Here is a 12,490-nt window from a genome sequence, read left to right on the forward strand (position 1 = left end):
CCTAGTTTTGTTCGAAGCTTAGCTTTATTAATTGCTTTGCTATATCCAGTTCTTCAATATTTCGGACGATAACCTCTAGATCACCAGTTCCCCAATGCCCTTTACCTCTAACATCACTGACCATACCTTTTTTAAGCTCTACAGATTCAGGATTTAGGTTTAGATAAATTCTTAATGAAGGGTCTTGTAATGGTGCCCATACTTGAACGCTTGCGAAATTTTTAATCTTTTTAAGTGCTGTGTAAAACTTTAGTTCCTTGCGTTGCACGTCGTCACCGAGTGACAGGCCAAACTCACAAATATGCTCATAAAGCTTTAAAAGCTCTTCACTTGCGGCAGCGATTCGATTTTGATGATAATCCTTGCGCTCTTTTTTTGAAGTTTCTTCAACAGTTTTCTCTGGTAGAGCAACGGCTGCGGGGTTAGGAGAATAACGGTTGGATGAGTGGCTGTTTACCAACTCTAATAAAAACAAATCCTCTCCGAAATACTTGTATCTCATCAACTCAATGTTTTTATCAATTTGTTTTATCGCGTGCTCATCATACTTGGTAAAGTCAGAAGCGATACAAATTAAGCGTGCACCTTCCCATTCAAGATTGTCAGCGGCTTCACTGCTGAGCTTTTCCATTACGAGTAACTTGAATTCAGCCTTATGGTCGATAAGCCAATCATAATAAAACAGCCCTTGATTAATTACGTTTTCATTGGTGTGTCGTTTGTATTCTATGATGACTGGGCAACCATTTTCATCTACACCAAGTGAATCAATTCGACCACCGTTTGAGGTAGTAAATTCTGAAGCAAGGAACTTTACATTCAGGAAGGTTCCCATCTGTGACTCGACGAGCTGCTGCAAGTCTTTCTCAAGCTTAGCTTGTGCTCGTACTAGTTCTAGTGCAGAGCCTTTTGCTTGGTCTAATTGGAATAACTTTATATCGCTCATTTGCGTCCTGCGTAACTACCCAAAGTTTATAACTCTTCAATATAAATAATTTTGACCTTTAAATCATTAAAACTTTTGTTTTGATTGAATAAAGTGGTAACAACTGTTAGTCAGGCGTAAATATTAAGGTGGTGATGATAAGTATCCTTTGAGGTTAATTAAAAACTTCAATCTAACTTCTGTTATTCGCTCGCATTTCAACTCTGATTTTCGCAAAGATATCCATCTGACAATTCAATATCAGTGAAAGTGCATACATCCTTGATCAACTAAATATGCAAACGGCCACATATCGTGACCGTTTTGTTTCGTACTCTATACCAGGCGCGAACTTATAAGTTTCGTACTTTCAATTAAGTTGCGCACATTAAATACTGTTTCGAACATTATTTAACGTGCACACTTTTCACTTGTATGATTTCGATCATTCCACCGTCACTGATTTTGCAAGATTTCTTGGTTGATCCACATCTGTACCTTTGATAATGGCAACATAATATGAAAGTAATTGTAACGGTAGGGTATAAACAATAGGAGCGATAATATCATCACAATGCGGTACGTTTATTACTGTCATTGTTTCATCACTATCAAATTTAGCGTCGGTATCTGCAAATACATACATTAAACCACCACGGGCGCGAACTTCTTCAACATTTGATTTTAATTTTTCAATTAAATCATTCTGCGGCGCTACCACAATAACTGGCATTTCAGCATCAATTAAGGCTAAAGGACCATGTTTTAATTCACCAGCGGCATAGGCTTCAGCATGAATATAAGAAATTTCTTTTAACTTTAATGCGCCTTCCATTGCGATAGGGTATTGATCTCCACGACCTAAAAATAAAGCATGGTGCTTATCAGCAAAGTCTTCTGCTAACTCTTCAATAGAATCAGCTAGGGCTAATACTTCATCAAGTTTATTAGGTAGCATCATTAACGATTGAGCAATATCTTGTTGCTCTTTTTCAGTCATACCATGATGTTTACCTATAGCTAAAGTCATCATTAATAAACCGACTAATTGAGTAGTAAAGGCTTTCGTTGAAGCAACGCCAATTTCAACACCAGCTTTAGTCATAAAAGCTAAATCTGATTCTCGTACTAATGAAGAACCTTTTACGTTACATATAGTTAAACTAGCGCGATAACCTAAATCTTTCGCTAAACGTAGCGCAGCTAATGTATCTGCTGTTTCACCTGATTGTGAAATTGTAACAATTAGTGCGTTTTTAGGGACATGGGATTTGCGATATCGAAATTCGCTCGCAATCTCAATATTACAAGAAACGCCAGCTATAGCTTCTAACCAGTAGCGAGCAACCATACCAGAATGATAGCTAGTACCACAGGCAATTATTTGAACATGTTCAATTTCTTTAAATATATCATCCGCGTTTTCACCAAATGCATTATTATCAAGCTTTCCACCCACTAAACGCCCTTCTAATGTGTTGCGTATAGCTGTAGGTTGCTCATAGGTTTCTTTAAGCATGTAGTGACGATATTCACCTTTATCACCGCTTTCTTGGCTAACATCATGCTCTTTAGCTTCACGAATAACCGCTTCGCCGTTAGCTGCAAAAACATTAACTTCATATCGCGTGACTTCTGCAACATCACCTTCTTCAAGAAAGGCAAATTTACGGGTAACCGGTAATAATGCCATCATATCTGAGGCAATAAAGTTTTCACCTAAACCGTAACCAATAACTAACGGGCTACCCGAACGAGCTACCACAATACGACTGTTATCATTGCTATCCATTACTACTGTGCCATAGGCACCTTCTAATTGTTTAACAGTTGTTTGTACGGCAGCTAAAAGCGTATCAGCCGTTTTTAATTCATGATGAACTAAATGCGCAATAACTTCTGTATCAGTTTCAGAAGTAAAGATATAACCTAGAGCTTGTAATTTTTCTCTAAGCATTTGATGATTTTCAATAATACCGTTGTGAACAACTGCAATATTGTCACTAGACACATGTGGATGCGCATTTATTTCACTAGGTGCCCCATGTGTAGCCCAGCGTGTATGAGCTATACCAGTACCACCCAGTAATGGATCAGTTTTTAATGCGTCAGCTAATTCTTGTACTTTTCCTAAGCGTCGCGCCCGCTGTAATTTTTGATCATTACCGATAATAGCTACACCAGCAGAATCATAACCTCGATATTCTAGCCGCTTTAAGCCTTCAACTAATATTTCTGCCACATCACGTTGTGCAACCGCACCTACTATTCCACACATATTATTAATCCTTAATTATTACTTAGCACACACTAAATTAACGCCTTGCGTTATAAGTTTTTGTTTTATTTCTTCTGATAAATCGTCGTCGGTTATCAGCGTATGAACTTGTGTCCATGGAATTTCTAAGTTCGGTATTTTTCTATTAAACTTATCAGATTCAATCATTACAATTACTTCTCGAGAGACAGCCGCCATAACTTGGCTAAGACCCAAAAGTTCATTAAAGGTCGTAGTACCTCGCTCAATGTCTATGCCATCAGCACCGATAAATAATTGATCAAAGTCATACGATCGCAATACACTTTCAGCTACTTTACCTTGAAAAGATTCTGAATGGGGGTCCCATGTACCCCCGGTCATCAATAAGGTGGGCTCGTCTTCTAAGGCGTGAATATCAGAGGCAATAGCAAGAGAGTTAGTCATAACCACTAAACCGTCTTTTTTACCAAGCTCTTTAACTAACGCTGATGTAGTGCTGCCACTGTCGATAATAATACGGTTATGATCTCTAATTAAGCTGGCTGCCTTTTTCGCTATAGCAATCTTTCGTTTCGAAACTTTGTCGTTTTTTGGCTCTATTAATTCTGTTGGTAATGGCACAGCACCACCATATCTTCTAAGTAATAAGCCGCTATTTTCTAGTGCAGCTAAATCTTTTCTTATAGTAACTTCAGAAGTTTCAAACTTTTTTGCCAATTGATCAACGCTAACTTCACCATGTTGATTAAGTTCGGTGATAATAATATTTCGACGTTGCTTGGTATTTCTTTTTGACATATCTTTCGATTGACCAGTTTAAATTTCAAAACGAAAGATATTATAGGTTTTCTACTAATTTAATCAATAATTTATTTTTTGCGCATTTTGTTAATTATTTACTATATTAAGTAAGTAATAACATTCCTAAAGTTTGGTTGCATATAAAGAAAATAAATAACTATCGCAATTGGTTAGGGGGTTGTAGGTTTGTGTAATTCAAACTTACTTTAAAATATTTACTAGAAGGAATTGTAAAATGAATTTTAATAGTATCCGGGTTAGATATACAGCCGCATTTGGTATTATCGCGATATTTTTTATTGTTTTAGTTTTGATGAATTTTAATTTAATTAATAAAACCCAAAGTGGGATGAACTTATTTGGTCAAACATTTAACCCTGGTATTTCTGCTATTTTAAATGCCGATAGAGATTTATACCAAGCGAGAGTTGCAGAACTTCAAGCAATATCAAGTGAGGGTAATACAGAACAAATCAATCAAAACTTTGCTGATTTTAAAGAGAATGCTCAACAAGCATTTGATCGCATGCAAAAATACAATCAATTACTTTCTGTATTTCCAGACGTTGCCTCTTCACTTAGTGGTTTTAAGGCTTCTTATGACCAATGGGTAGTTTCATCAACTGAGGTATTTAACTTAATTAAAAGGGGTGAAATTGCTCAAGCTAAGGCATTAAGTAATGGCGAATCAAACACCCTGTTTGAAGAACTTAGAGTTTTCTATAATTTGGCGGGAGAAATTGCCGATAAAAAGAGCGCCGTTATTCATCAAGAAACACTAGAGGTAGTAGATCGTGGGCAGTTTATTTTAACTATTGTTAGTATCATTGTTATTATTTTAACTGTTACCCTCGGTATTTTTGCACCGAAAACGATGGCAGATGCATTAGAAAATTTATCTGCAAAACTCAGTGCATTAAACACCAGTGATGGTGACTTAACTAAGCGTATTAACAGTAAGCGTAAAGATGAAATTGGTGATGTTGCCAATAATTTTGACAACTTTATCGATGGTTTAGCCCAATTAATAAACTCAATTGTTACTCAGTCTAACGCTGTAATAGACGGAGTAAACAAGTTAAACGCTGGTGCACAGCAAATAGAAGGCACTAGTATGCAGCAAACAGACTCTGTTGATGCCATTGCTACCGCCATTAATGAAATGTCTTATGCTATAAAGGAAGTCGCTCAAAATGCTAATTTAACCGCAGAAGAAGTAAACAAAGTCAATTTACTAACAACAGATGGTACTGAAATAACAGGAAGAGCTGTAAAAGAAATTCAAGGGCTATCTGAAACGGTAAGTAAAGCCACTGAAGTTATTTTAAAATTATCTGAAAACTCTACCGATATTGCCTCTGTGTTAGATGTTATTCGTAGCATTGCGGAGCAAACAAATTTATTAGCGTTAAATGCTGCAATAGAAGCAGCCCGTGCAGGCGAACAAGGTAGGGGATTTGCTGTTGTTGCTGATGAGGTTAGAACATTAGCTGCACGTACTCAACAGTCTACCGAAGATATTCAAGTGATGATTGAAACCCTACAAAAAGGCGTTAAAGAAGCAGTTACAGCAATAAATTTAGGCAATGAAGCCACACAAAGCAGCGTTGATTTATCAGAAAAAACCCTTGATGCTTTTGCTAAAATTGCGACTGCATCACAGAATGTTATAGAAGCCTCTTCTCAAACAGCTACAGCTACTGAAGAACAAAGCCAAGTTGCTGAAGATGTGAGTAGAAATATTACCGAGCTGTCTGATCAAACATCAAGTAATTATCAAATGGCAAAAGATAATGGAAGTGATGCAACTGCTATTTTAAGTTTAGCTCAAGACCTTAATAACTCAGTTTCTCGATTTAAGTTAAATTAAGTTATTTCACTTTATGGATATGCTTTAATTAAAATTTTAGTGACTTAAAATCGATAAGCTCATGATACTCATTGGTTAACTCTATACTTTCTTGAGCATTTACGAGCTTTTTTAAGAGGTTATCATCAGAAGGCTTGCTAAGCGCAATATAGCTTTCTTTCGAACTATCTTTGATAGGGCTATAGTTAACAAAATCATTACTGTTTAAGTTTTTTAATAAATAGTAATTACTAAAAACGGCAGGGCTTGTGAAAGCCAAATCTACTTTTTTATTAACCAGCAATTTTGTCATATCCTCAATACTACTTACTAAATATAGATTTTTCTTTTCACTAAAACCTTTTTCAATTAAGTAAGCATGAGCACTAGAACCTCTTACAGTCACAGTAATCTTTGATTGAGCTTCTGCTAATGTATAGTTAGTTCTATTTACATCATCTTTTAAAGATATAAACGCATAAAAGGTGTTACTGACTTTAGTTATCCAATGAAACTTATTCTCTCTTTCAGGTGTCCTTATCATTGACATAATCAAGGTATTAGGTTTTTCGAGTGCAATTTTATATGCTCTAGTCCATGGCATAAATTCAATTTCACTTTCAAGGTCTGCCTGTGTTAATAACATCCTTAAGATATCTACACTTGGTCCTTGAGCTTCACCATCAACTAAATATTGGAGTAGTTTTCTTTCGTCAGTTACCACTCGAATACTATTACTCTGAGCATTTATATGAACACTCAGAGTAATACAAACTAATAGCCATTTTACCAAATTTAACATTATTGTTTTTTAACAGGACGTTGCCAACCAATAATATTTTTTTGCTTGCCTCTAGCTATTGCAAGCTCTTTATTTTCGACATCTTTGGTTACTACAGAGCCTGCACCAACTGTCGCAAATGACCCAACAAAAACAGGCGCAACCAATGAACTATTTGAACCGATAAAAGCATTGTCATCAATAATTGTCTGAGATTTATTAACGCCATCGTAGTTACAGGTAATTGTTCCTGCACCAATATTAACATTTTTACCAATAGTGGTGTCACCTAAGTAAGTTAAATGCCCAGATTTACTACCTTCACCTAATACTGTTTTTTTCATTTCAACGAAATTCCCAACGTGAGAATCTTTATTCATCACACTGTCTGGTCGAATACGAGCAAAGGGACCAACCGAACACTCATCTCCAATGACGGCACCTTCAATAATAGTATTGGGCTTGATGACGGTATTCTCACCAATGGTGCAATCTTTCAAGATACAATTTGCGCCAACACTAACGTTATTGGCCAAAACCACTTCACCTTCAAAGATACAATTTACATCTATTTTGACTTCTTCGCCGATAAGCATACGACCACGTATATCTATTCTATTAGGGTCTCTAAGGCTTGCGCCTGCTAACATTAATGCTTCAGCTTCTCTTAATTGAAAGGCTCGCTCTAAAGCGGCTAATTGTACTCTATTATTAGCACCTTCAACTTCAATAGCTGAATCAGGATGTGCTGTACTAATTACCTTACCTTCGTTATGACAGGCTGCAATAATATCTGTTAAGTAATATTCGCCTTGTGCATTATCATTTGAAAGATTGGCTAACCAATTCTTTAAATCTTTGCCATTGGCTAACAATATTCCTGTATTTACCTCGGGTATTTTGTGCTGTTCGGCACTAGCGTCTTTATGCTCAACAATTCCCACCACTTGATCATCAACTCTTACAATTCGACCATAACCCGTAGGATCGGTTAATTCAACTGTAAGTAGCGACATACCTTTATCTGGTTTTGCGGTAATTAATCGTTCAAGTGTTGAAACTTGAGTTAAAGGTACATCACCATAAAGAACTAAGACATCTTCATCATCTTTTAAGTAGGGTGCAGCCATGTTAACTGCATGCCCAGTACCTAATTGTTCTTTCTGCTCAACAAATGTTAAGTCATCGCCGTTAATCGATGCTTTTAAAACGTCACCACCAAAACCATAAACAAGATAAATGTTTTCTGCATTTAATGCTCTTGCTGCATCTATCACATGGCTAACCATTGCCTTATCTGCGATAGGATGAAGTACTTTAGGAAGAGATGAACGCATGCGAGTACCTTTACCCGCCGCAAGAATAACAACTGAAAGAGACATAAAAATTCCGTTAATTACTTTTTCATTGAGGTACGTTGATATTATTGTACCCTTGTTATTTACCTATGGGCTAGTCCTAAATAGTGATAAGTTTCTAGTTAATGCTGATGCTTAGTCGATAACTGATTACCTTGTGCATCATAAAAGCCACTATTTCCATGCGCAACAAATCCTAAATGAATCATCTTTCTTAAAAAAGGGTCAGATTCATTATCACCAATATCTGCGTAGTCGGTCATTTGATAATGTTCATTTTTATTAAAAACATTAGCTATAGTATCTTTTGATACTATTTTATTTTTTAATAACCATGTTGTTGAATTATTTTTATCAGTATAAATTATTTTTTGGGCAAGTTTTAATGACGGAAACCACCATAAATCAATAGAAGTCGTTTCATTTTTCAACTGGTAATGTTCAGTACGTTCACAGCCTTTACCTTTTGTCGCTGATAATGTCATTTTTTCTATTTGCTTATCTGAAACTAATTGTTGTTTCAGTTGCCAATTTTCCTTAGAAATTTTTATTGGTTCAAATTCAATGCCTCGTTCATATTGATCAAAAAAATTCACTTTACGAACATCTCCATTAATCAACTTATGCCATTTAATTGTCATTTCTTTTTGAGGAGTAATGTGAAGTAACTCATTACCTTTTCGCCATAATTCAAATGTTGTCCCTTCATCTATACTATTGTTTTTATGGTGTTCGGTATTTAAAACTGAGTTTGTTATGTTATAAATTGCTCCTAGATTTTCAAAACAAGTTTCTGCTGCATTTAAGCTAAAGCTATTTATTTGACTGATAATTGTAATTAAAAAGATAAGGCTTTTTTTCATTTTCTTTCCGTATTTGAGTCTGGTCATCTTGATGGTATAAATTTAATTAAAATAAAAGGGGGCTAAGCCCCCATTTTTGCTATTTAATACATATTTACTGTGTATTACTTAAATCCCCAGCAAACTCCATAATATGAAATATTAAGCTTTGTTCATTAGTTCCAGTAACAAGTTGAGCACCTGGCCCCATCGCATAAACGCCAACATCTTCACCAGCATGTGTTTCTGAACCTAAGGGTACTAGCGCTTCTTGATGAAAGCCTGGCGCTTGAGTGTTTACATTAGAGAGGTCAACTCGACCTGTTACAGGGCCAGTTGCATACGCTGCATCAGCATCGGTTTCATCACCTAAATCTCTGTAACCTAATCCATTGGTATAACCTACCGTGGTATAAGGCATGCCATCACTTGCTAAAGACGCTTCTTCAGATCCAACCCCTACCACTTTACCTAAAATTGGGTTACCGCGTTTAGGGTAGCCTGCAATAGTAAATACATGGCTATGATCGGCTGTAACAATTATCAAAGTATCTTCATCATCCGTTGCATCTACAGCAACTTGTACAGCCTTTGAAAGCTCAATAGCATCCTTTAACGCATTATATGCATTACCTGCATGATGAGCATGGTCAATTCGACCTGACTCAACTGATAAGAAGAATCCTTTCTCGTTATTATCAAGAATATCAATTGCTTTTGCTGTCATTTCAGCCAAACTTGGTTCACCAGCAATATCATTTTCACGATCTGCTTCATATTGCATATGAGACTCATTAAATAGACCAAATAACCGTGAAGTAGTGCTAGTATTTAAGCTATCAAACCCCGCTTTATCCATTATGTATGAACCCTGCGGATATTGTCCTTGCCACTCGGTAATTAAATTACGACTATCCGTTCGATCTCCCTCTACACTACTCACAGCATCCGCACTGTTAAATGCAGCATCTTTAGGTAAAAAGTGACGTCTACCGCCCCCCATAACCACTTCAATGCCATCAACATTTATCCCTGCGTATCGTGCTTCTAAATTTGCTTCAAAGTTAACTAATTGAGAAGCGATATCTTCACAACCACCATCAATAGCACTTTGTGGCATATCAGAAACATCTTCCCAATTTCGATTAGCTGATTTTGCATAAGTAGCCGCAGGTGTTGCATGAGTTATACGTGCTGTTGAAATAATGCCTGTTGATTTACCTGCTATTTCCGCTAATTCTAATGCGGTTATCATCTCATTACCTGATACAGTTGAACAATCACCATAAACAATATTTTCATCTACACCTATAACACCTACATCACTTTTGACACCTGACATCATCGCAGTCATAGTACCTGCTGAATCTGGTGTTTGCGCATCAACATTATAAGTTTTTACAAGACCTGCAAACGGAAATTTATCAAAGCTTAATTGGTTTTCTTCCCCCATCAAACCTTTAGTTTGGCCTTCTAAAATTCGAGCCGCTGTAACGGTTGAAACACCCATACCATCACCTACAAATAAAATAACGTTCTTTGCTTTTCCGCGAAGGCTTTCTACTTCAGCTTGTGTTTTTGCAAATGCTACTTTTGTTGCTGACGCTGATTTATTTACTTGAGCTGTCACTTTTTCCCATACGGCTTCAGCTTTTGTAATTTCCGCTGCTCCGTCTACATACCATGGATTGTAGCTGTTAGAAGCAATATCGGCTGCTGTAATTTCAGTTATTGTTGGCGCACAAACATACTGAGTATCACTCACTTCATTCTCATCCAAGACATTATTACTGTTTGTATCAAGTCCTGATTCTATTCTAACGCCACTATTTAAACAGTTATTATCGCCTATAGGTAAAGCCGTTTGCTTTATTAAGCTAATTAAGCCATTTTCACCGTCGCTACCATTAATACCATTGACACCATCTTTGCCATCATCACCGTCACCACATGCACTCAATGCTAATGTTAGTGAGACTGTTATTGCTGATATAATAAATTTTTTCATGTTCTTAAATCCTTAAATTCTTTTACAGACTACTCAACTAAACCAAGTGCGCGGTTAATTAAATGAAAAATGACACTTTGTTCTACGGTACCTTGGATAAGATGTGCGCTAGGGCCTATTGCGTGAACTGAAATATCTTCACCTGCATGGGTTTCTGAGCCAAGCGGAACAGTAGTTTCTTGATGAAATCCGTTAGCCGTCGTATCAACAGCGCTCAGATCAACTCGACCTGCCATCGCACCTTCGCTATAAGCAGCATCTGAATCAGTTTCATTACCTAAATCCCTATAACCTAAGCCATTTGCATAACCTACTGTGGTATAAGGCATACCATCACTCGCCAAAGATGGCTCTTCGGAACCAACTGCAACTACCTTGCCTAAAATAGGGTTACCTCGCTTAGGATAGCCAGCGATAGTAAATACATGACTATGATCAGCCGTCACTATAATTAAGGTGTCTTCTTCGTTTGTTGCATCAACTGCAGCCTGTACTGCTTTAGACAATTCAATGGTATCTAATAAAGCACCTTTTGCATTTCCTGCATGATGTGCATGGTCAATACGACCTGATTCTATAGTTAGAAAAAATCCTTTTTCATTATTATCTAACACATCTATCGCTTTACTTGTCATTTCTGCCAAGCTTGGTTCACCAGCAATATCATTTTCACGATCTGCTTCATATTGCATGTGCGATTCATTAAATAAAGCAAATACTTGTTTGGTTGAATCTGCGTCAATACTATCAAACCCTGCTTTATCTACTATATAAGTACCCTCGGGATATTTCTCTTGCCATTCAGTTACTAAGTTACGATCATCTGTACGGTCGCCTTCAATTGAACTAACAGCATCAATGCTATTAAATGTAGCGTCTTTCGGTAAAAAGTGACGACGTCCACCACCCATTACTACTTCTATTCCATTAACATCAACACCTTTAAAACGGCTTTCTAGATTTGATTCAAAGTTAATAAGTTGAGAAGCAATATCTTCACATTCTGCACGTTCTGGGTTTTCAGTTATTGACATATCTGAAATATCTTCCCAATTGCGATCCGCAGATTTAGCATATACAGCGGCAGGGGTTGCATGTGTAATACGAGCTGTAGAAATAATGCCTGTTGATAAGCCACGAATTTCAGCTAACTCTAATGCAGTAACAACTTCATTCCCTTTTGTTGAAGCACAATTACCTCGAACGACATCCTCATTCACACCGATAACACCCGCATCACTTTTCAATCCAGAGATCATTGCTGTCATTGTCCCTGCAGAATCTGGTGTCTGTGCATCTACATTATATGTTTTAACTAATGCTGAATAAGGGAATTTTTCAAAACTCAAATAACCTTCTTCACCCATTTCACCTTTAAGCTGTCCATCCAATATTCGAGCCGCGGTTAATGTAGAAACCCCCATGCCATCACCTACAAATAAAATGACATTTTTTGCTTTTACAGATCGTTGTTGTTGTAATTTTTCTATTATTTTTTCTTGGCCTTGCTTGTACCAAGTATTAGAGGTTTGTTTAGCAGGTACCGTCTGAGCTAACGCTCCAGACGATAGTAAACTGGCTATTACAAGTGATAATCCTTGCTTAATCATTTAATGTTACTCCAGATTCAGTTATATAAAGTAAAAGACTGAACTAAAGTAAGGTG

At 36.8% G+C, this 12,490-nt stretch carries 9 protein-coding genes; 1 reads left to right on the forward strand and 8 read right to left on the reverse strand.

Annotation, left to right across the window (positions count from 1 at the left end):
- Nucleotide 1 precedes the first annotated feature (1 nt).
- The 3 genes from IE155_RS13615 to IE155_RS13625 form a co-directional block, all read right to left on the reverse strand.
- Complete coding sequence (locus IE155_RS13615; protein WP_189378795.1) at nt 2-946, reverse strand: DUF5655 domain-containing protein; 945 nt, start codon at nt 944-946, stop codon at nt 2-4.
- Nucleotides 947-1,370: 424 nt separating this feature from the next.
- A complete protein-coding gene (gene glmS, locus IE155_RS13620; RefSeq protein WP_189378796.1) occupies nt 1,371-3,203 on the reverse strand; it encodes a glutamine--fructose-6-phosphate transaminase (isomerizing) in 1,833 nt (610 codons plus the stop codon).
- Nucleotides 3,204-3,221: 18 nt separating this feature from the next.
- Nucleotides 3,222-3,983, reverse strand: a complete 762-nt coding sequence (locus tag IE155_RS13625) for a DeoR/GlpR family DNA-binding transcription regulator (RefSeq protein ID WP_189378797.1) — start codon at nt 3,981-3,983, stop codon at nt 3,222-3,224.
- Between the two features lie 238 nt (nt 3,984-4,221).
- Between IE155_RS13625 and IE155_RS13630 the strand changes: the two genes are divergently transcribed.
- Nucleotides 4,222-5,856, forward strand: coding sequence for a methyl-accepting chemotaxis protein (locus IE155_RS13630; RefSeq protein WP_189378798.1), 1,635 nt, complete (start codon nt 4,222-4,224; stop codon nt 5,854-5,856).
- Between the two features lie 28 nt (nt 5,857-5,884).
- On the opposite strand, the gene IE155_RS13635 is transcribed toward IE155_RS13630, so the two are convergent.
- The 5 genes from IE155_RS13635 to IE155_RS13655 form a co-directional block, all read right to left on the reverse strand.
- The gene (locus IE155_RS13635) at nt 5,885-6,637 is read right to left on the reverse strand and encodes a substrate-binding periplasmic protein (RefSeq protein ID WP_189378799.1); all 753 of its coding nucleotides are present in this window, start codon (nt 6,635-6,637) and stop codon (nt 5,885-5,887) included.
- On the reverse strand, nt 6,637-7,998 hold the full coding sequence (glmU, locus tag IE155_RS13640) for a bifunctional UDP-N-acetylglucosamine diphosphorylase/glucosamine-1-phosphate N-acetyltransferase GlmU (RefSeq protein WP_189378800.1): 1,362 nt from the start codon (nt 7,996-7,998) through the stop codon (nt 6,637-6,639). Before glmU ends, IE155_RS13635 begins: the two co-directional genes overlap by 1 nt.
- A gap of 98 nt (nt 7,999-8,096) precedes the next feature.
- Nucleotides 8,097-8,837, reverse strand: coding sequence for a hypothetical protein (locus tag IE155_RS13645; RefSeq protein WP_189378801.1), 741 nt, complete (start codon nt 8,835-8,837; stop codon nt 8,097-8,099).
- Between the two features lie 94 nt (nt 8,838-8,931).
- Complete coding sequence (locus IE155_RS13650) at nt 8,932-10,824, reverse strand: alkaline phosphatase family protein (RefSeq protein WP_189378802.1); 1,893 nt, start codon at nt 10,822-10,824, stop codon at nt 8,932-8,934.
- Nucleotides 10,825-10,853: 29 nt separating this feature from the next.
- Complete coding sequence (locus IE155_RS13655) at nt 10,854-12,434, reverse strand: alkaline phosphatase (protein ID WP_189378803.1); 1,581 nt, start codon at nt 12,432-12,434, stop codon at nt 10,854-10,856.
- Nucleotides 12,435-12,490: the final 56 nt, after the last annotated feature.

Source organism: Thalassotalea profundi, from assembly GCF_014653195.1.
GTDB classification, from domain to species: Bacteria; Pseudomonadota; Gammaproteobacteria; order Enterobacterales; family Alteromonadaceae; genus Thalassotalea_B; species Thalassotalea_B profundi.

Excerpts from the sequence above, each read along its gene's own strand:
- IE155_RS13655 (WP_189378803.1), bottom strand. The coding sequence starts at position 12,434 with ATGATTAAGCAAGGATTATCACTTGTAATAGCCAGTTTACTATCGTCT.
- IE155_RS13645 (WP_189378801.1), bottom strand. The coding sequence starts at position 8,837 with ATGAAAAAAAGCCTTATCTTTTTAATTACAATTATCAGTCAAATAAAT.
- IE155_RS13625 (WP_189378797.1), bottom strand. The coding sequence starts at position 3,983 with ATGTCAAAAAGAAATACCAAGCAACGTCGAAATATTATTATCACCGAA.
- IE155_RS13615 (WP_189378795.1), bottom strand. The coding sequence starts at position 946 with ATGAGCGATATAAAGTTATTCCAATTAGACCAAGCAAAAGGCTCTGCA.
- IE155_RS13630 (WP_189378798.1), top strand. The coding sequence starts at position 4,222 with ATGAATTTTAATAGTATCCGGGTTAGATATACAGCCGCATTTGGTATT.
- glmU (WP_189378800.1), bottom strand. The coding sequence starts at position 7,998 with ATGTCTCTTTCAGTTGTTATTCTTGCGGCGGGTAAAGGTACTCGCATG.
- glmS (WP_189378796.1), bottom strand. The coding sequence starts at position 3,203 with ATGTGTGGAATAGTAGGTGCGGTTGCACAACGTGATGTGGCAGAAATA.
- IE155_RS13635 (WP_189378799.1), bottom strand. The coding sequence starts at position 6,637 with ATGTTAAATTTGGTAAAATGGCTATTAGTTTGTATTACTCTGAGTGTT.
- IE155_RS13650 (WP_189378802.1), bottom strand. The coding sequence starts at position 10,824 with ATGAAAAAATTTATTATATCAGCAATAACAGTCTCACTAACATTAGCA.